A 20758-nucleotide genomic window follows, 5' to 3' on the forward strand; every position below is an offset into this window, starting at 1 on the left:
CATGAGTAGTAGTATTTTAAATCGATATTTAAATATTTGTTATTATATTTATGAGATTTATTTAAGTTTTTACTAAAATATTACTTTTATTAAATTATACACTTACTTAGTATACTATTTTAACAAGATAAAATCAAAGATATATTAGTATTAGCTTAATAAGTAGTTTATATAATAAAAAAAGTCTATAAGATTCTTAAAAAGAAGCTTATAGACTAATAATCATATTTCATTATATGTTTTATTTTTTAGGTAAATGTATACATTTATCAAAAGAATCTGCACATGCTTCCATAAATGCTTCTGAGAATGTTGGGTGGCCATGTATAGTTTCTGCAACACCTTCAGCTGTAACTCCTGCTTCCATTAAAGCAGCAGCTTCATTAATCATTTCAGCAGCTGAAACTCCTATAATATGAACTCCTAATATTTGCTCATTATCTCTGTTTGTTACTACTTTTACAAAACCATTTCCTTCACCTGAAGCTAATGCTCTACCATTAGCACCAAATGGGAATTTACCTACACCTACATTACTATATTTTTCTTTAGCTTGTTCTTCTGTTAACCCTACTGCTGCTACTTCTGGTAATGAATATACACAAGCTGGTACATTTTCTGCCTTAAATGTCTCATTTCCACCTAGAGCATTTATAACTGAAACCTCTGCCATTTTAGATGCTGCATGAGCAAGCATTAATTGTCCATTTATATCTCCAGGAGCATATATTCCTTCTATGCTTGTTTCCATCTTGTCATTTACTACTATCGCTCCACGGTTCATTTCAAATTCGAGTTCTCCAACACCATCTAAATCTGGAACTCTACCTATTGATATTAATACTAAATCTGCTTCTACTGGATCTTTTCCTTCTAAGTGTAAAAGTACTTTGTCTCCTTGGTCTTCTATTTCTTTTAATCTACTTGAAGTAAGTATTTTTACGCCTTTTTTAGAAAGTAATTTTCCTAATTCAATACTTACATCTTCATCCATTGTAGGAACTATTCTGTCATTTGACTGAATAACAGTTACTTTACTACCATAAGCATTAAATATAGTAGCGATCTCTGTACCTATTACTCCACCACCAACTATAGCTAATCTTTCTGGTAATTCTTTTAAATCTAATATTTCATCACTTGTAAGTACTTTTGGGCTATCTATTCCAGGGATATTTATTCTAGCTACTTTTGATCCCCCAGCAAGAACTATTTTTTTACCCTCTATTATGTCGCCTTCATCTATTTGTACTTTTTTATCTTTAGTTAATCTACCTACACCATTATATATGTCAATACCGTAGCTTTTTAAAAGACCACCTACACCAGTTGTAAGTCTTCTAACTACTCTATTTTTATAACTTACTATTTTATCCATATCTAGACTAAAGTTTGTATTGTCTAACACAATGCCTCTACTTTTAGCATCATTAATATGTTCTATAATTTCTGCGTTTTTTACATAAGTCTTTGTTGGGATACATCCTCTATTTAAACAAGTACCACCAAAATTATCTTTTTCTACTATAGCAACTTTACCACCAAGTTGAGCTGCTTTTATAGCTCCTACGTATCCTGCAGGACCTCCTCCAATTACTATAACATCATAAATTTGTGACACAGGTTCCGCCTCCTTTAGTTTTTTATTTATTTTAATAAAAGTTTGTATATCATTTAATAATACAGAACTTATTTATGTATATTCATTCATATATCAATGAAAGTTTAACATACTTCAGAAACTTTGTCTAAATAAGTTCTCATATAAAATTATAGTACATTAAATATATTTATTCTATATTAATATTTAATATTTATAGAATTTTTATATAATGTTTTTAGTCATTAATATTTTTCTATAGTTCTTTTAATAAGTTCACTCCTACATCTGGATAATCTGTTAATATTCCTGAAACACCTTTCTTAAGTACCCTCATCATTTCACATCTATCATTTATAGTAAAGAAATATGTGTTAAATCCATTATCTTTACAATCATTAATAAACTTATCATCTATTAACATGGAAATCATACTTATTCCACTTGAATTTATTCTTTTTGCATGAACTAATAAATCATCAAATTTAAACATATATAAAGGCGCTACTTTTATTTTTCTATTAATTTTTTTAATTTCTATTAAACTAGGATAATTAAATGAAGATATTATTACATTATCAGTTAATTCTTTTTTTTGAATTAAATCTACAACCTTTTCTTCTAATCCATCATAATGAATAAATATATTTTTCAGTTCTATATTTATTAATATATTTTTATCTTTTACAATTTCAAAAACTTCTTCTAGAGTAGGTATTTTTTCTCCTTTATATTTTTCATTATACCAACTTCCTGCATCTAATGCTTTTATTTCTTTTAAAGTTAAATCTTTTATATATCCCACTCCATTAGTTGTTCTATTTAACATTTCATCATGACAAACTACAATTTCATTATCTTTAGTCATTTGTACATCTAATTCTATACCATCTGATTTCATTTCTATTGCTTTCTTAAATGAAGAAATAGTATTTTCTGGAGCATATGCTGATGCACCTCTATGCGCAATTATTAATGGCTTTTTCATTCATTTCACCCCTTATAAGTTCAATATATTCCAAAAAATAAAAATAGCCCCTTAATCTTTGGGACTATTTAAAAGCTTTACTGTTGGCTATTATGTTTTTTTAAAATTTCTTGTAATCTTCTTGCTTGCATTCCTGATTCTTCAGCAAATATTTTAAATGTTTCTGCTAATTCAGTGTCTCTCATTTTTTTAGAAAAAACTTCATAATCTCTTACCATTTCTTGAGCATCTAATATTTTTTTCTTTAAAATATCTTTTTCATTTAAATCCATAAAAAATCCTCCTTATTATTTTTTAGATTTATTATATTATTTTCTACTATTTTTAAATTTATTACTATATTTAAATAAATAATATCTATCCTTATATCGTATATCTTCTATAAGATCACATACTTATAATCCATACATTATTATGTATATCAAATTATACTGAGCTAACTATATATATAGCATTTCCAAAATTAAAATAATTATCAAATATTTTTAATACTTTTATTATTGTTTTTTTGATAGTTACTGTTGTTAAAATTAACATGCATCATATTTACTTATATATGATACTTTAGTAGAATTATATGAAATGGTATTTCTTAAATTTAGATAGGGGTGTTTGTAATGTATGACTATCATGTTCATAGTATGTTTTCAGGAGACTGTAAATATACCATGGAAGAAATGGTTCTAGCAGCTATTGATAAAAATATAAAATCATTATCCTTTACTGACCATATAGACTATGACTACGGAAGCGGAAACTATAGTTCTGAAATCAATTTTGTTTTTAATACAGAAGATTATATGAAAGAATTTAAAAAAATTAAGAACAATTATAAAAATCAAATTGAAATATTATCAGGAGTAGAATTAGGTATGCAGCCTCATTTAGTTGATAAGATACATGAATTATTACCATTAGATATATTTGATTTTATATTAATGTCTGTACACACAGTAAAGAGACAAGATCTTCATGAAGGTGAGTTTTTTGAAAATAAATCAGCTATTAAATCCTATGAAGAATACTATGAGGATCTGTATACATGTTTAGATAAATTCGATAATTTTGATATAGTAGGCCATTTAAATTTAATCGATAGATATTCCAAGTATTTAAATGAATCTGTAAAATTTGAAGACTATAAAGAAATAATATCTGAGGTTTTGAAAAAAATAATTTCTAAGGGTAAGGGTATAGAGATAAACACTTCAGGTATAAGATATGGCATGGAATCATTCTTACCAAACTTAGACATATTAAAACTTTATAAAAGTTTGGGTGGAGAAATTATAACGTTTGGCTCAGACTCTCATAAGCCAGAAGATATAGGTTTTGCATACAATGATGTAATAAAACTTCTTAAAGAATTAGACTTCAAATACTTGACTATTTTTAAAAATAGAAAAAAACAATTTATTAATATATAAATAGGGTAGGATCATTTCCTCACCCTATTTATTTTTACTTTTTCATCATAATTGCAATTATCACAATTGAATAAGTGCAAACAACAGTCATGGGATACTCCATCAACAAGCTGAGTTATATCATTAGAAAGATAAGGACTATAATCGTCATAGAAGTTTACTATAGGTCCATAATCTTTCATATAGTCACTACAGTTTTTACATTTAACTTTCTTTTCTTTTAGTCCGTTACAAAGTGGACATATTAAGTTCATTTTTTCCTCCTAATAACCTCGTTAAATTTATTCCCTTCACTTCTATTTTCTTGATATATCTAAGATATTATACATTTAATTCTAAGCTTATTTTAAATAATGTCATTTTAAATTTTTTGAAGTAATTATTCAAGTAACTAAGGAATATTTATATTATTAAATATCTTAATTATTTTGATTATATTAGAGGTGGTATTTTGACTAAGAAAGGTTTTATTTATAGTACAACTATCTTAATTCTAGTAAATTTTGTCGTTAGATTTATAGGCTTTGCTTATAAAATTATATTATCAAAAAATATAGGTGCTGAAGGGATAGGTCTTTATCATATAGTTAGTCCTGTATTAATGCTAGCAATTACTTTTACAACTTCTGGACTTCCCATAGCAGTATCTAAATTAGTTGCAAGTCAGCAAACGATAAGTAATAGCAATGGTAGTATAAAGGTTTTTAAAGTTGCATTTTGTTTTTCTTTCTTATTAAGTATTTTATTAAGCCTAATCTTGCTATTATTTAACGGATATATAAGCTTTAATCTATTAAAAAATAACGATGTAAGATTAGCAGTAATCTTACTTATTCCAGCTATTATAATAATATCTTTAAGCTCAATATTAAGAGGGTATTTTTATGGAATAAATCAAGTGAATCCACCAGGTATTGCCCAGGTAATCGAGCAAGTAACTAGAGTATTGTTTGTTATCGGAATCATGACATATCTTAAAGGGGTTAGCCCTAAAGTAGGATTATTAATAGCTACAATAGCTGTTAGTGTAGGAGAGTTCTTTGGATTTTTATGGTTATTACTAAGCTTTAAAATTTCTTCTTTTAAGAATAAAAAAAGACTAAATTCAAGCATTAAATATAGTTCTATATTCTCTAAATTGGTCAAAATATCTTTTCCTATAACTATATCTAGACTTACAAATGTATTAATGCAATTAATAAATGCTATACTTATACCTCAACTTCTAATAAAAGCTGGATATACAAATAGCGAAGCTATAGGTATGTTTGGAAGACTAATGGGAATGGCAATGCCATTGATTTTTCTACCATTTATAGTTACTTCTGCTCTAGTCGTAAATATAGTACCTACTTTATCTAAGCTTTTGGATTCCAAAGAAGAAGTAGCTTTGAATTCTAACATTCATTTATGTATAAAAATCACTTTGTTGGTTTCTATCCCTATTACTGGATACTTTATTTTCTTTGCAACGCCAATTTCTAAGCTTTTTTATAATGATGTCAAAGTATCAAGCTATATAGTTAGTATGAGCTATAGTATTGTATTTTTATCTTTACAACATACTCTTTCAGGAATTCTTCAAGGAATCGGTAAGCAGCTTATATCAACAATCAATCATATAATTGGAACTATTATTCAATTAATTACTTCATATTATCTAATATCAAATCCTTCATTTGGTATTAATGGATTTTTTATAAGTTTTATATTATCAACATTAATTACATTTGTACTAAATTATATTACACTTGAAAAATCAGTTAAAATAAAGTTTAAATTTATTGATTATATTTTAAAGCCAACATTTGCTACTATGCTGTCATTACTTATAACCTTCATAACATATATATTTATAATTAATATTGGTATAAAAAGTTTCTTTGTTCTTTTAATTTGCATGAGTGTATCTGGTTCTTCATACTTATTATTATTATTTGTTACAAAAGCACTTCCTGATTTTGTTTATAAAAAGTTTTTATAAAGTTTGACTATTTATACTTTTTTCAAATATAGTTATATATACTCCATCATGTACTTCTCTTTTTCCAATGCTTATAAATCCATTTGTCTCATATAGTCTAGTTGCTGGTTCATTTTTTGAACCAGTTGTAACTACTATTTTTGTTACTTTGCTATCTACATTTTCTATAAATTTTAGCAGCTTATTAGCTATTCCTCTTCTAAAATAACTAGGGTGAATTGCAATTTTACATATATCTAAAGTCTTTTCGTCTATGTAATATGATATAATTCCTAAAAGCTTATTTTCTTCAAAATATCCATATAAAGTTTCATTGCTATTTTTTATGTCATCTATATTTTCCTTTAAAGGAGGTATATCATAAAAATTAATAATTTCTGCTTCTTTTTTATAAGCTTCCTTTTGAATATCTAATACTTTTATAAGCAAATCTTCATTATTAACATCTATCTTTTTTATCATTTAAAGTCATTCCTTTTAAATTATTTATTAATTACACTTTAAAGTAACAATTCTAGCTAATTATAATATAATAATATACTAAACTATTAAAACATTAGCTAAATACATATTTTACTCTTAAATTTTTAAAAACAATAAAAAATCCTTAAGCTAGTGCCTAAGGATTTTCCCGCGATGCCGGTTGCCCTGCTAATTCATACCCGCATCTCTCGCAGGTGGGTGTTCTATCTTTAGTTTCTGATTTCCTATACAAGTAGGCCTATCATACACTATAGAACTTGAACTCCCGTAATACATATGTCGGTTGAATTATCAAAAGCTCTCGTACATCTCAGGAATGTTTTATGTTGTGAATTTATTATACTACAAATACATTTTTTTAAAAAGTAAGATAGTTATTATTTTATAAAATTATCTTACTTTATATATGTTTAGTTAGAGTATAATAAATTTTCCTTTTATTTTTGCAGTTTTACTAATTTAGCCTTTATCATTTAATTTTCTAATATATTATTAATCTCATCTTCATCTAATGTTTCTTTTTCCAAAAGATTTTGAGTAATTTTTTCTAATAAATTCATATTATTTTTCAGAATATCTAAAGTTTTATCATACATTTCTTTTAATATAAATCTTGTTCTATCTATAATATAGTTATTAGCACCTAAATTTCCACCTAAAGCTATTTCGTAGTTTATAAGCCCTGCTTCATCATCCATTCCGAATTTACTTATCATAGAAAGAGCCATATTTGTAGATCTCTCTAAATCGTTTGATGCTCCTGTAGTAATGTTATCTTTTCCAAATACAATTTCTTCAGCAGCTCTTCCTCCTAAAGAAATCATTATATGGTTCTTAATATCATCTTTTGTCTGATACATTTTATCAGGAGGAATATTCATACTAAAGCCTCCTGCACCTTTAGTACTTGGTATTATACTAACTTTTGTAACTCTATTCTTAGGACAAGTTAATTTTGCAACTAAGGCATGTCCCGCCTCATGATATGCTGTAATAGATTTCTCCTCTAAAGAAATACTACTTCTATCTTTTTTTTCTTCTCCTACTACAACTGTATAAAAAGCTTTATCTATATGATTCATTGTTATATTTAAATCATTATGCTTTGCTGCTATCATAGCTGACTCATTCATAAGACTCTCTAACTTTGCTCCACTAAAATAAACAGTCTGATATGCAACCTTTTTCAAGTCGACATCCTGAGATATAGGCTTATTCTTACTATGAAGCTTAAGGATCTTATATCTAGCATTTACATCTGGTAATCCTACTTCTATCTGTCTATCAAATCTACCAGGTCTTAGTAAAGCATCATCCAATGTATCTATTCTATTTGTAGCTCCTATAACAATAATACCTTCATTGCCTTTAAAACCAGACATTTCCGTTAAGAGAGCATTTAGCGTTCTATCACTTTCATCAGAAGCCCCACTTGCAAGTCCTGATTTTCTCTTTTTTCCCATTGCATCTATTTCATCTATAAATATTACACATTTACCTGCTTCTCTAGCTTTTTTAAATAAGCTTCTTATTCTACTTGCACCAACCCCTGCATATATTTGAATAAAGTCAGATCCTGTTACTGCAAAAAAAGGAACTCCTGCCTCACCTGCTAGAGCTTTAGCCAATAATGTCTTACCAGTACCTGGTGCACCGTATAATAGAACACCTCTAGGCATTCTAGCTCCATACTTCTGATATTTTTCTGGATTTTGTATAAAGTCAACCAACTCTCTAAGATTTTCTTTAGCTTCCTCATTTCCTGCAACATCATCAAAGGTTATTTTTGTTGAAACATCATTGTCATTACCTATACTTGACATTTGAGTCATTTCTTTCTGAGCTTGTTTCGATGAGTTTTTACTAGAGAAATGAATAATCCCTACAAAACCAATCAAAGTCATAACTAAAAAGAAAGTATTGGTTACAAAAGAAGTTCCATTAGTTTCTTCTACCTTTACTTTAGACTCTAATAGTTGTTTTTTAAAATCTTCTGATCTAGGATTATCTGTTTTGAAATTTTTTCCGTCTTTTGTTACTCCTGTTATTTTAGAGTCATCGCTCAAATTTACATTTTTTATATTTCCTTTTTTAACATTTGTCATAAATTCTGTATATGAAATCTCTTGATACTTATTTTGTTTTACAAAAAAAGTTGTTAAAGATACTGTTGATACTAGAACTATCGTAGCTATAACTAAAAGTACCTTCATCTTTTTACTTAATTTCAATAAAATCACCCTTTCAGGTTTACATAATCTGATAAATTATTATAACATTTTTAATAACAATTGTCTATTTAAAGAGTTTATATAAAAAAATAGGTACACATTAATGTGTACCTATAAGGACTGCTTAATAGCCTCAACTAGCTTATCTAGCTTTTTATTTTGATCTGGACTTAACATAGGGCGAATACTTTCCAATTTTTTCAATTTATTTTCAAGTTCATCTTTTCCCATTTCTTCTGATAATTTTTTATTAAGTTTTATTATTTCAAAAAATATTTCATCTTCAGATTTATCCGAATACTTATTTGCTAGTTCCTTTAACTGATCAAGTTGTTCTTCTGATGGATTAACTTTTTGTTTTAATTGTTCTAATACTTTATCTATGTCTTTATTATTTTCATTACTCATAAAATGTCCCCTCCTTTTATTCTTTATATATTTATGAGGGAACATGTTAATATATTACTTTCAAAATTTTACTTTTCAGCTACAACTATAGTATGAAAAGAATCTTTAGTATATTTATCCTCCTTAAAACTTCCATATAGCTCAATTCTTTTAAATCCTATATTTTTTAAAATATCCTCTAGTTCTGATACTCTTAAAGGAAATAGGGGTATAGAGTTAGTATAAGATTCTTTTCTTTCATCTCTTTTTACTACTAACTCTGTATTAAAATAAACCTTTTTATCTTTATCATCATAATCATATTTTCTTATAAACTCTATCCCTTTGTCCTTGTCTGAAATAGTCGGTAAATAATCAATATTAAAGTCTAATATTCTATCATAGTTTACTATTTGTATTATTATTTTTCCATTCTCTCTAGTTATTTGATATATGTTTTTTATTAATTCTTCAATTTCTTTTAAACTTTGTAAATGAACTAGTGAATTTCCTATACAAAATACCATATCATAAGACTCATCTTTTAATATATTATGAATATCTCTCATATCCCCTGCTTTAAAGTTTATTTTTAAATTATTTTCATTAGCTTTATTTAAAGCGTTATTTATCATTTCATCGTCTAAATCTACTCCATCTACTTTATATCCTAGTTTTGATAATTCTATAGAATAGTTTCCTGTCCCACAAGCTATGTCCAATATTTTTGAATGTTTTTTTACCCTATCTGATATAAATTTAACTGTCATCATTGAAGTAGGAAACACTATATCATAATATTTACTAAGTTCTTCATAAAATCCCATTATATCAACTCCTTTTTATTTAATAATATTTTTATTATTTTTGTAACAATTTATTACTTTAAATCATATTATACTATAGAGACTAATTGCCATAAACTACTTAAGGAGGTGTAAATGTGGAAGACACAAATATAAACTTACCAACTGATGATTTCTCACATAGCTCTGGCTCTTTCAATAATAATTTTTTAGTATTTATACCCGTTTTATTATTTGCCTCAAACTTTAATAAAAATAATACAAGAACTAGAAGTAATACTCTTAATGGTAGCAAGAAAAATAATATATTAGCTATAAGTGATATGATAAATAAAATTTCAAAATCTATAAGCATTGAAAATGTAAACGACTCTATAGGTACTTTAAAGAAAATCGGTCCATATTTTCCAGAACCTATAGTTGAAAAACTCAATTCGTTTATATTTACATACGAAAAAATGAATAAGGTAGTGGACTTAATTAATTTTGTTTCTGAAACTACCCCCTCTAATCCAATAGTATCTAGCCAAAGCCTTTCATCAAAAGATAGATTTAATAGTATACTATTAACACTAAAAGATGATATTCCTGAAGAAAAAATAAAGAATATAAAACCTCTTGTTAATATCGTTGCAAATTTTGATAAATATAAAGGTATGCTAGGTGCAGTTACTACGTTATTTGATTCCTCGAAGAGTAAAGGAAACAGCTTAGATGGTATGATAGATATGATAAAGCCCATGTTAGGTGATAATGCAGAAACAGCTGACAAGATGAAAGATATGATGCAAATGGTTGAAATATTAAGTGCACTTAGTTCTTCTGATGATAATGATAATGATAATAACAATAATAATGAAAATGATAACTCTAAAAATACAAATGTAGATAACGACTCTGAAAATACAAATATAGATGATGACTTTGAAAATATAGATAGTTTAGATAAAGAATAGATAAATCTAGTATATACATGTATGTATAAGAAAGCAGAACAGATAAAGTTTTTGAAAACTTTATCTGTTTTGTTTTAATTATAGTCAGTATGATCATTGCCTAAATAGTGTAATTCTGTTGTTATAGTAACTATATGGCTATTTTTATTATAGTTAATATCTACATTCTTAGGTCTACCATCATCTTCTCTATATAATAGATACTGTTTTAATAAATCATAAGCTGAATGTTCATCAACTTCATCATATGCTTCAAAAAAATCTTTTTCTGGAACTTCTAAAGTTATTCTATGAAGTCCATTATCCTCTCTTATTCTTGTCTCTTTTATACTATTAAGCATTAAAATCACCTCATAATTTACTTTTAGTTTAAAGCTATATAAGTATTGTGCATCTATATAGAATAAATTATGTTTTTAAAACCTATAAAATAATAATATCTTCAATAATCTAATGTTTCTATTTTTTTGATTTGACGGTTCATAAGTCCTTATACATCCCTATAGTTTTTCATGAAATACCCTTATAAATCAAGGCTTTACAGCATTTTTGCATATCTTATCATATCCTTTTATAACGCTTTTTTTGCTGACCAGGCACCATTTGGGCACCACGGAAAATTTAAAAAAAGAAAGAGGAATATCATGCAAAACATACTACTCTCTAAAGATATTATACTACCATCCAGGAATATAAATAAGGACAAGATAACCTTATATTCGGAGCAGTTACCCCACCTTTTTTAGAAATGGTATGGGCAACTACGGGCTGTGATATGGATAACATTAACAGGCTAACACACCTTTTTCTTGATATAAATACCCTTACTGAAAACAAGCGTCTATTCCAAACTATTCAAGTCCTCTATAGACTTATGGGATTGCCAGTTACGGAAGAAATGAAATTGATAGGCACTCATCCCTAAGCACTTAACTATTTCCTGTTTTCCTTTATCGCAGATTTTGGGGAGGTCATAAAGGACTACTTAATGGAAGAAAATTAAACAGTGCTTGATTATAGACATTCAGCAATGAGCGTCTATTTTTTTACCCAAAATCAGAAAGAAACTGATGAACTATGGCAGTATTCCGTGTGGAAAAAAACAAGGGCTATACGGTTATGTCAAACCACCACCTAAGAAACCCGGACTTGGCCTTGAAAACCAAAGAGCTTCTTTGACAAATGCTGTACCTGTCGGAAAACGGTGGAGGGAATGAACGCCCCCCTGCCCTTATATGAAATAGGATATACAGGAGCTTACAGAGCATATCATAAAGAATCTGAACGCTTTGACAGAAACAGAATATGCGCAGCTTTCCTTTGAAACTGCGGAGAATAATTAAATACCGGGACGCAGCAACTATTGTAGCTGCTGTGTCTCGGCTTTTTTATGCGTTAAATTCATACTCACCATAAACTGTTTTTGTGTAAGTGGGATTTTCCCTATCCGGCTCAATCTTTGCCCGCAGGCAGCAGATATCGTTGATAACAACTGTATAGCAACTATTAATATCCATGTGCCAGACTTCTTCAAATATCTGCTCTTTTGTGAATACCTGTCCCAGCGTTGAAGCCAGATAATTCATGACTGGTAAGAGAAGCGACTGGCTGCATGACTTCTATTTTTTGCCTGTCTGCCAAAGCTGCTATAATCTTATCTATACCTTTTTCCGTTAGACGCAAGCTACCGTCTAAATCCATTGTCAGATAATCTTTTTTCCGTAATTCCTTAACTGCATGGCTAACAGAGTGCTTTGAAAAATTCATGTATCGGGCAATATCAACAAAACGGACAATGCTTTTTTTGTTTTTCAATATTAAAATAGTTTCTAAATAATCCTCTAAAGATTTTTCTAAACCCAAATAGTAACACCTACTTATACGGAAAGTTGTTCTTCTGCTTTCCACATGGTAGCATATTTCCCACCCTTTTTAATCAAGTCATCATGCGCACCGTGCTCTACAATTTTACCGCTAGATACCACAAGGATTTCATCTGCATTTTTTACAATAGATAAGGTATGTGCAATCATAACCACTGTTTTTTTCTGCTTCAGCAGATTAGAAATAGCCTGTTTTACTGCCAGTTCGTTTTCAATATCAAGGTTTGCGGTTGCCTCATCTAAAAGCAAAATAGGACTGTTTTTCAAGATAGCACGGGCAATGGAAAGACGCTGACGTTCGCCACCGGATAAAAGATTTCCATTTTCACCTGTCGGTGTATCATATCCCTTTTCCATTTTGCGGATAAACCCGTCGCAGTTCGCTTCTTTGCAGGCAGCTTCTATTTCTTCATCTGTTGCATCTGGGCGGGCATATCGAATATTATCACGGATAGTGTCATTAAATAGGAATACGTCTTGATCTACCATAGAAATTTGCTCTAACACCCGTTCAGCTGCTATATTCTCAATGGGTTTCCCTCCGATTGAGATCATACCATCCTGTGCTTCGTAATATTTGGAAACCAAATTCAATATTGTGGATTTTCCGGAACCCGAGTCCCCAACAATCGCTGTTAACTTCTGATTGCCCGCGGTAAAAGCAATTTTCTTTAACACAGACTCACCCCCCTGCACATAAGAAAAATCCACATCTTTAAAAGTAATCTCATGAGTTTTGTTAATAAACGGTTCCATATTGCCTGTTTCTTCTTTTTCATCTATAACACGTAAAATCTGTTTTTTAGAAATCATCAAATTTTTATAGCTTGTCAAGTCAATAAAAATACCATTCGCAAGCTTTGCAAGGAAAATCGGAAACATACAAATCAACAGATAAGAAACCGTATCCAAAGTGCCTGCAAACCAAGGAACAGAGGCAGTCCACATAATAAACGGCAGGCTTGCCTAAATCAGAATACCAAGTACCGCACCTATCGGAAGTACTTTTGCTTCATATAGGAAGCTAATATCACTAAAATCTTTCATTGCCTTTGTTACTGTCTTATTTTTTGTACCTCCGATGCCATAAGCACGAAATGTTTGAATACCACTTACATACTCTACAATGCTGCTGACATTCTCTGCACAGATAGCCGCTTTTTGGTTTCCGTACTTCTTTACTGCACGGAATGAGAACCACAGTGCAGGAACCAAAAGCAAATCTGCAACAAGAAGAATAATTCCTGCCGGAAGCCAGATTGTCGCCACAAAAATAATCAACATAACAGATAGGGAGATGTTTTTTGCTAAATCTCCGACCTTATGAGTTAAAATTTTTTCATAGTTGTTTACATCACTTGTAACTGTGTTGATATATTCACCTGTTTGTCCCTGTGTAAAACGGCATAATGGGATTTTCTTGATTTTATCCCCAAGGAACAAACGAACATTTTTACTGACTTCTGCGCCTCCAATTTGTGCCTGTACATAACCAGTGCTGTAAATAATAAGACGCAAGACAAAAATACCCGCTAATATTCCAGTTATAGAAAAAATGCGTCCTACATCTATTGAACCAGAATATAATTCCTGCATGACAACCCAAAGTAACATAAAGTTACCGCCAGATAACAGTCCCTCTAATACAGTCAATACAATGCCCCAGTAAAAATGCTTATCTTTCTCTAAAGGATTTTTAGTTTGCATGAACAGCCCCTCCTTCCAACTGATAAACGATATTACGAGCTTTTTCATAATCCGTCCATGCCTGATTATAGTAGACATTTTTCTTTCGTACTTCCTCATGCGTTCCAACACAAGAAATCGTGTGGCTTTCAACCACAGCTATTCTGTCACAAGTCTTTAAAACAGAAAGGCGATGCGCAACAATAATAACTGTTTTTCCTTTACAAAGATTTTGAATGGCCTTATCAATTTCAACTTGATTTTCTGGATCGGCTGCGGAAGTAGCCTCGTCTAAAATTAAGATAGGGGCATTTTTCAAAATCGCTCTTGCAATCGCTATCCGTTGTTTTTCGCCACCGGAGAACCTTGCGCCGAAGCTACCCACCTTTGTATCATAGCCATTAGGCAGGGACATAATAAAATCGTCAATCTGTGCCTGTTTTGCCGCTTCCCGCACTTCTGCAAGACTGGCATTACTACCCATTCTGATGTTTTCTAACACACTATCACGGGTCAAGAATGTTTTCTGAAATACAATAGCAACATTTTTCAGAAGTGTTTCATAATTGATTTTCTTAACATTTTTACCATCAATTAAAATCTCACCGTCCTGCACATCATAAAAACGGGAAATCAGTTCGATTACAGTACTCTTGCCTGCACCAGAAAGACCAACTAAGGCCATTTTTTCACCGTTTTTAATGTGGAGATTGCAATTCTCTAAAATGTTTGTTTTTCCGTCGTAAGAAAACTTGATATTTTTCAATTCAATATCATGCTTTTTCGGAAAATCTATGCCGCCCTCATTGGTAGGAATTTCTAAGATTTCAGCTGTTTTAGTAATTCCAGTGAGGACTTCTGCAAATGTACCGCCTAACTCTTGTAGAGGTCTAATTTCAGTTAAATACAGAGAGCCAACATAAGCAAACATTAGAAAGGTACTGGCTGTCAAAGAGCCTTTCATAAAAAACATACCACCCAAAGGAACCATAAGGAGCATACCGCACTCAATAATCACGATAAACGCAGCATACGGCGGCCCCATTTTACGGGACATTTCATTCCATACGTCATTTTCTTCTTTGATTGCTCCTGCATATTTCTGAAAAGATTTGCTTCCCATGTTGTAAGCCTTAATGAGCTTCATACCGCTGATATACTCAATCATCACAGAATTAAGATTAGAAATAGAACGGTTCGCCCTGCCCATCATTTCATCTATGTTGCGGAACATAATACCCATAACTGCAGCAGCAAGAATAAGCGGGATTAAAGAAATCAATGCCATAGGAATATTTACTGTCATTAAATAAATAAAGATTACGATAGGCCCGCATAGATAGCAGACCAAATCCGGAAGATTGTGAGCCAAAAACAGTTCCAGTTTTTCAATATCTTCATTGAGGACTGTCTTTATATCCCCGGTGCTGCGCTCACTTAATGCCCCTAAAGGAACTTTTGACATATGATCTACAACCATGCAACGAACACGGAATAATGCTCCGTATGCGCCTTTATGTGATGCAATACCAGAAGAACCAAACAGCACAAAACGAACTATGACAGAAACAGCAACCAATAACGCATTTTGATATACAATTTCTTTCGTACAAGTGCCAGAAAAAACAGCGTCCATTAGACGATAAATTCCAAAATAAGGAACCATTGTGCAAAGTCCGCTTATCGGTGATAAAATAACTGATAAAATCAACCAATACCTGTCTTTTCCTGCCCAATGGAGTAAAAGAGCGACAGGATTTTTCTTTTTCTCTTTCAACATAATCATCCTTTCCTTTGCGTAGTATCATTTTGTATTACAAACAACTCACGCAATTTTTCTTCGTTACTTATAGAAACACCTATATCATCGGACATTTCGCATTCATCAAAGTGTAAAACACGTGAACAAGTGCGGCAGACAAATTCATAATCCTTCTTAATCAAGTGAAGAATTATCGCAGAAACGGTATTGCAGCAAAATTGTTTTATGAAGGAAAAGTTGCGGAAGCGGTGTCTTTAATTGTTGAGAGAAAACGGAAAAAGAAATCGGAAGCATATACTTCACTTTATAAACAGGACATTCAAAAAATCGAAACGGTTACTGCCTATCTAAACGATCACTATGCTTACACTATTCCTTTAGAAAGGTTGGCGAAAATCGCCTGCATGGGAACCACAAAGTTAAAAACAACATTCAAACAGTTCCACGGTTGTACCGTAACAGAATATATTCAGCAACGCCGTATGGGTCAAGCAGAACATTTACTTTCTGATACTGATTTTCCCATTGGGCAGATAGCTGAAACAGTTGGATATACAAGTGCAAGCCGTTTTGCAGAATTATTCCGAAAAAGCACCGGACTTTTGCCAGGAGAATATCGGAAAATGGCAAAAAGAAAATGAGAACTAAAAAAGCACCAGGCGCGTTAGCCATTCATGGCTACGCTCCAGTGCTTTTTTAATGTGCTTTGATAGACTTAATTTTTGTAACCGCCATATTTCAGTCAACGCCCCTTTATCTCTTTTATGCCCTGCTCATCGATGTTCCCAATAGCATTGATATGCTTTGCAATCTGGTTCACATTCACGTCGATTTTCTGTATCTCTGCGGCCTGTTCCTTGATAGGGGAGTAATCCACTTGAATGATGTAACCGTCAATCGCCATTTTCTGAAGATACACGCCTATGTTCTTAGTGCCAAGTAGCTTCATTTTTTCCTCTATCAATGCCCGTTCCCATTCCGTCACATAAAATTTCAACTGTCTCTTTCGCTTCTTTTCCGAGGGTTTAGGACACTTCCCAACAATTAATTTTTCAAACGCCGGACATGAGGCCGGAGGGTAGAAAATATGGAAGTAGGTACACACTTTCTATGCCTGCTATTCTTCTTTCTCTATTCCTACTACGAAAGAAACGCCCCACAGACCTCATTATAAAAAACGTAGGAACTGCTAAAAAACATAATATTTATACAGGTTTCCGGCGTTTCTAATATTCAGATTAGTTGATTAGCGTTGTTGAGAGTAATGCAAAAAATGTTATTTTTTATTTACTCAATACACTCTTTCTTGCCTAACTCTATAACTTTTTGTATATCTTTTGGTAACTCAGCTTTTACTTCTATTCTTTTGTTTGTTCTAAGTAAATTAAATTTAAGAGAATATGAATGTAATGCTTGTCTATTAATAAGTTCGCTAGAATTATTATATAGTGGATCTCCTATTATAGGATAACCTATGTAGCTTAAATGTACTCTTATTTGGTGAGTTCTTCCTGTCTCTATCTTTACTTCTAATAAGGTGGAATTCTTATATCTTTCTATAACCTTATAGTGTGTAATACAGCGTTTACCATCTTCTCTTACCACTCTTTTTATAGAATCTTCCTCGTCTCTTTCTATTGGCATATCTATTGTACCATTTTCTTCTTTTACTATACCTTTTACTAATGTCAAATAAGTTTTTTCAACTAGATCATCTTGAAACTGTTTTGATAGTTGTTGATGTGCAAATGAATTCTTAGCTATTACTAATACTCCAGATGTATCTCTATCTAACCTGTTAACGAATCTTACTTTCTTTTTTATATTTTTTTCTTTGAAGTAATAAGCAAGTGCATTTGCTATTGTTCCATATGGATGACCTTTTGTAGGATGAACTACCATATTAGGCTGTTTATTGATAATTACTAAATCATAATCTTCATAAATAATATCTATAGGTATATCATTTTGAGGAATATTAGAATCTTTTTCATCTTCCATTATTATAGTAATTATGTCCCCTTTTTTTACTGTTTCATTTCTATTTACCTTTCTATTATTTAAAAATACACATTTTGTCTTAACTAGTTTTCTAAATAACCTACTTGAAACATCAAATCTTTTTTTTAAAGTTCTTTCAACCGTAAGCTCATCATCTTCTACTTTAAATGATACTATACTTTCATTTTCTTCAAAGTTTTTCATATTTTTGCCTCCGTTTTATTATGTATTTAATTAGTGTATAATAAGTATTATAATAGTGTTAAATTTTTTATTTATATTATTCAATAACTTTAAATATTAAGTAATTTTCTATTAAAAGCTTATAGGAGGAACCTATTTTGTGTGGAGATTGTAATAAAAAAAGCATAATTAATATTATACATAATAATGATTCCCGTTCAAAGGAAACTTATGAAACTTTAGAGTCCAAACTTAAATCTAAGGGTTTCTTTGTTTCTGAAACTTTTGATGAAAGTGCCATGTTAAATATATGTATAGGTGGAGATGGTGCCTTTTTAAGAGCTGTTCATAAGTATAACTTTCCTGATACTCCTTTTATAGGAGTTAATACAGGTCATTTAGGTTTTTTTCAAGAAGTATCTCCCGATAATCTTGATAGTTTTGTAAATAATCTATATGAAGAAAAATATAAAATAGAAGAGTTTAAGCTTATAGAAGCAATAATATGTACAAGAAATAGCTGTATAGTACTTAGAGGAATTAATGAAATTGCTTTAAAAGGAATTGAATCACAAGTAATCCATCTAAATATATCAATAGATAATGAACATTTTGAAAAAGTAAGTGGAGATGGAATCATTGTTTCTACTCCTATAGGAAGTACTGCTTATAATTTTTCCTGTGGAGGTAGTATAATTAATCCTTCATTAAAAACTTTACAATTAACACCTATAGCACCTATTAACTCTAAAGCTTATAGGTCTCTACAAAGTAGCCTTATTATACCTAGTGACTCATATATAAAAGTAACTCCTGAGTATAGAGATGAAAGTTCAATATTAATTATAGTTGATGGAAAGCAGTTTCAATATGACAATATTATAGAAATTAATTTTCAATATTCAAATAAAGTTTTGAGAAAATTAACCATAAATGAAAAAACTTTTTGGTCTAATGTACGGGATAAATTCTTATAAATATATAATTAATAAAAAGCTATACAGAACTTGGATAGCTTTTTTTGTTTAGATCTACTTAGTTTGGTGTATTATTAAATATAATTATGGTAATTAATTCTATTATCTTTATATAAGGAAATAGTAACTATATTTAACAATAAACTTATTGAAGGAGTGTACATATGAAAGAAAAAGTTATTATCATAGGAAGTGGTATTGCATCTATATCAGCTATTAAAGCTATAAGAGAAATAAATAAGAATATAGATATTGATTTAATTAATGAAGAAAAGTTCTATCCATATAGTAGAATAAAATTATCAAAGAGACTCCTTGGTGAATTAGAAGAGGACAAATTATTACTTCAAAAAAAAGAGTGGTATGACTCTAATAATATAAATATTTACAAAAATACAAAAGTTATTTCAATAGATACAGTAAAAAATGAAGTTAAGCTTTCTAATGGAATGATAATTTCTTATACAAAATTATTGTTAGCAAATGGTGCACATAACTTTACTCCTCCTATTTCAGGTATTAATAAAAAAGGTGTTTTTACATTAAGAACTTTAGAAGACTCTATAGAAATAAACGAATTTACTAAAAATAATAATTCTGTCTTAATTATAGGTGGTGGAATTCTAGGACTTGAAACAGCTTGGACTTTATCTCAATTTAATAAAAAAGTCATATTGAGTGAAATTTTTCCTAGACTTATGCCTAGACAACTAGATGAAAATGCATCTCAAATATTGACGAATTCAGTAAAATCACATGGTATTGAAATATTATTTAATACACAAATAAAAGAGATATTAGGAGATGATAAAGTTTCAGGATTTACCACACAAGAAAATAAAAACATTGACTGTGATATGGTTATTTATTCTGCTGGTATAAGGTCTAATATAGACATTGTCAATAATACTAATATAAAAACAAATAAAGGCATTATAGTAGATGAAAATATGAGAACTAATGTTGAGAATATTTATGCAGCTGGTGATGTAGCCGAATTTGATGGTTATACATATGGACTATGGAATGTAGCTATAGAACAAGGGAAAACAGCAGGGTATAATATAATTGGAAAAGATATTAAATATACACCACCTATACCTGCTACATTATTAAATGCATTTAATCTATCAATATTCTCAATGGGTGTAGTTGATGAAAATAAGGCAACAAATGTATTGGTAGAAAAGTTAAACAATGGTAATTATCAAAAAGTATTAATAAATAATGGAAAGGTTATAGGTGCAATAGTAATTAATGACATGAAAAAATCTTCCATATTAAAGATAGCTATAGAGAAAGAAATAGATTTAAGTGATATTAATATAGAAGATATTTGTATAGATGATCTTATAAACATCATAGGACAAAGAAAATAAATAAAAAAACACTTGATTATTTTTA

General features: G+C 30.0%; 22 protein-coding genes and 1 other RNA gene. 6 read left to right on the forward strand and 17 right to left on the reverse strand.

Annotated elements, in window-relative coordinates:
• Positions 1-241: 241 nt before the first annotated feature.
• From lpdA to CLPU_RS04595, 3 genes are all read right to left on the reverse strand, one after another.
• Positions 242-1621, reverse strand: coding sequence for a dihydrolipoyl dehydrogenase (lpdA, locus tag CLPU_RS04585; RefSeq protein WP_050354471.1), 1380 nt, complete (start codon positions 1619-1621; stop codon positions 242-244).
• A 235-nt stretch (positions 1622-1856) separates the two neighbouring features.
• Positions 1857-2588: a glycerophosphodiester phosphodiesterase gene (locus CLPU_RS04590; RefSeq protein WP_050354472.1), complete on the reverse strand. Its 732-nt coding sequence runs from the start codon at positions 2586-2588 to the stop codon at positions 1857-1859.
• Positions 2589-2665: 77 nt separating this feature from the next.
• A complete protein-coding gene (locus CLPU_RS04595) occupies positions 2666-2860 on the reverse strand; it encodes a hypothetical protein (protein ID WP_050354473.1) in 195 nt (64 codons plus the stop codon).
• 345 nt (positions 2861-3205) lie between these two features.
• Between CLPU_RS04595 and CLPU_RS04600 the strand changes: the two genes are divergently transcribed.
• Positions 3206-4015 (forward strand): histidinol-phosphatase HisJ family protein, encoded by an 810-nt coding sequence (locus tag CLPU_RS04600; RefSeq protein ID WP_050354474.1) that lies wholly within the window; start codon positions 3206-3208, stop codon positions 4013-4015.
• 11 nt (positions 4016-4026) lie between these two features.
• On the opposite strand, the gene CLPU_RS04605 is transcribed toward CLPU_RS04600, so the two are convergent.
• Positions 4027-4269, reverse strand: a complete 243-nt coding sequence (locus tag CLPU_RS04605; protein WP_050354475.1) for a hypothetical protein — start codon at positions 4267-4269, stop codon at positions 4027-4029.
• Positions 4270-4466: 197 nt separating this feature from the next.
• On the opposite strand from CLPU_RS04605, the gene CLPU_RS04610 reads away from it, so the two are divergent.
• Positions 4467-5999, forward strand: coding sequence for a putative polysaccharide biosynthesis protein (locus CLPU_RS04610; RefSeq protein WP_050354476.1), 1533 nt, complete (start codon positions 4467-4469; stop codon positions 5997-5999).
• Here CLPU_RS04610 and CLPU_RS04615 read toward each other — a convergent pair.
• The 5 genes from CLPU_RS04615 to CLPU_RS04630 all read right to left on the reverse strand — a co-directional run bounded on the left by CLPU_RS04615 (position 5994) and on the right by CLPU_RS04630 (position 9927).
• Positions 5994-6461, reverse strand: a complete 468-nt coding sequence (locus CLPU_RS04615; RefSeq protein WP_050354477.1) for a GNAT family N-acetyltransferase — start codon at positions 6459-6461, stop codon at positions 5994-5996. The genes CLPU_RS04610 and CLPU_RS04615 overlap by 6 nt on opposite strands.
• 162 nt (positions 6462-6623) lie before the next feature.
• Positions 6624-6802, reverse strand: a non-coding RNA gene (gene ssrS, locus CLPU_RS16555) — 6S RNA.
• Positions 6803-6955: 153 nt separating this feature from the next.
• Entirely contained in the window at positions 6956-8722 is a 1767-nt protein-coding gene (gene ftsH / locus CLPU_RS04620) for an ATP-dependent zinc metalloprotease FtsH (protein WP_235436101.1), read from the reverse strand.
• A 102-nt stretch (positions 8723-8824) separates the two neighbouring features.
• Positions 8825-9121, reverse strand: coding sequence for a hypothetical protein (locus CLPU_RS04625; protein WP_050354478.1), 297 nt, complete (start codon positions 9119-9121; stop codon positions 8825-8827).
• Positions 9122-9189: 68 nt separating this feature from the next.
• A complete protein-coding gene (locus CLPU_RS04630) occupies positions 9190-9927 on the reverse strand; it encodes a class I SAM-dependent methyltransferase (RefSeq protein ID WP_050354479.1) in 738 nt (245 codons plus the stop codon).
• A gap of 116 nt (positions 9928-10043) precedes the next feature.
• Here CLPU_RS04630 and CLPU_RS04635 point away from each other — a divergent pair, with 116 nt between their 5' ends.
• Positions 10044-10862: a hypothetical protein gene (locus tag CLPU_RS04635; RefSeq protein WP_050354480.1), complete on the forward strand. Its 819-nt coding sequence runs from the start codon at positions 10044-10046 to the stop codon at positions 10860-10862.
• 74 nt (positions 10863-10936) lie between these two features.
• On the opposite strand, the gene CLPU_RS04640 is transcribed toward CLPU_RS04635, so the two are convergent.
• The 6 genes from CLPU_RS04640 to CLPU_RS04655 all read right to left on the reverse strand — a co-directional run bounded on the left by CLPU_RS04640 (position 10937) and on the right by CLPU_RS04655 (position 16208).
• On the reverse strand, positions 10937-11203 hold the full coding sequence (locus CLPU_RS04640) for a hypothetical protein (protein ID WP_050354481.1): 267 nt from the start codon (positions 11201-11203) through the stop codon (positions 10937-10939).
• A 1047-nt stretch (positions 11204-12250) separates the two neighbouring features.
• The gene (locus CLPU_RS16565) at positions 12251-12448 is read right to left on the reverse strand and encodes a winged helix-turn-helix domain-containing protein (protein ID WP_082154073.1); all 198 of its coding nucleotides are present in this window, start codon (positions 12446-12448) and stop codon (positions 12251-12253) included.
• On the reverse strand, positions 12393-12725 hold the full coding sequence (locus tag CLPU_RS04645) for a metal-dependent transcriptional regulator (protein ID WP_050354482.1): 333 nt from the start codon (positions 12723-12725) through the stop codon (positions 12393-12395). Before CLPU_RS04645 ends, CLPU_RS16565 begins: the two co-directional genes overlap by 56 nt.
• 14 nt (positions 12726-12739) lie before the next feature.
• On the reverse strand, positions 12740-13657 hold the full coding sequence (locus tag CLPU_RS18320) for an ABC transporter ATP-binding protein (RefSeq protein WP_235436103.1): 918 nt from the start codon (positions 13655-13657) through the stop codon (positions 12740-12742).
• Positions 13658-13711: 54 nt separating this feature from the next.
• Complete coding sequence (locus tag CLPU_RS18325; protein ID WP_235436104.1) at positions 13712-14452, reverse strand: ABC transporter transmembrane domain-containing protein; 741 nt, start codon at positions 14450-14452, stop codon at positions 13712-13714.
• Positions 14442-16208 (reverse strand): ABC transporter ATP-binding protein, encoded by a 1767-nt coding sequence (locus tag CLPU_RS04655; RefSeq protein ID WP_050354483.1) that lies wholly within the window; start codon positions 16206-16208, stop codon positions 14442-14444. The genes CLPU_RS18325 and CLPU_RS04655 overlap by 11 nt, the downstream gene beginning before the upstream one ends.
• Positions 16209-16411: 203 nt before the next feature.
• On the opposite strand from CLPU_RS04655, the gene CLPU_RS04660 reads away from it, so the two are divergent.
• On the forward strand, positions 16412-16834 hold the full coding sequence (locus CLPU_RS04660; protein WP_235436105.1) for a helix-turn-helix domain-containing protein: 423 nt from the start codon (positions 16412-16414) through the stop codon (positions 16832-16834).
• A gap of 101 nt (positions 16835-16935) precedes the next feature.
• On the opposite strand, the gene CLPU_RS04665 is transcribed toward CLPU_RS04660, so the two are convergent.
• Together CLPU_RS04665 and CLPU_RS04670 are read right to left on the reverse strand one after the other, a co-directional pair.
• Positions 16936-17298, reverse strand: a complete 363-nt coding sequence (locus CLPU_RS04665; protein WP_479691155.1) for a plasmid mobilization protein — start codon at positions 17296-17298, stop codon at positions 16936-16938.
• Positions 17299-17480: 182 nt separating this feature from the next.
• Positions 17481-18398 carry an RluA family pseudouridine synthase gene (locus CLPU_RS04670; RefSeq protein ID WP_050354484.1) on the reverse strand — a complete coding sequence of 306 codons (918 nt, stop codon included), beginning with the start codon at positions 18396-18398 and terminating at the stop codon, positions 17481-17483.
• A gap of 137 nt (positions 18399-18535) precedes the next feature.
• Between CLPU_RS04670 and CLPU_RS04675 the strand changes: the two genes are divergently transcribed.
• Positions 18536-19354, forward strand: a complete 819-nt coding sequence (locus tag CLPU_RS04675; RefSeq protein ID WP_050354485.1) for an NAD(+)/NADH kinase — start codon at positions 18536-18538, stop codon at positions 19352-19354.
• A 164-nt stretch (positions 19355-19518) separates the two neighbouring features.
• The gene (locus tag CLPU_RS04680) at positions 19519-20733 is read left to right on the forward strand and encodes an NAD(P)/FAD-dependent oxidoreductase (RefSeq protein ID WP_050354486.1); all 1215 of its coding nucleotides are present in this window, start codon (positions 19519-19521) and stop codon (positions 20731-20733) included.
• Positions 20734-20758 lie beyond the last annotated feature (25 nt).

Source organism: Gottschalkia purinilytica (genome assembly GCF_001190785.1).
In the GTDB taxonomy this organism is placed as follows: Bacteria; Bacillota; Clostridia; order Tissierellales; family Gottschalkiaceae; genus Gottschalkia_A; species Gottschalkia_A purinilytica.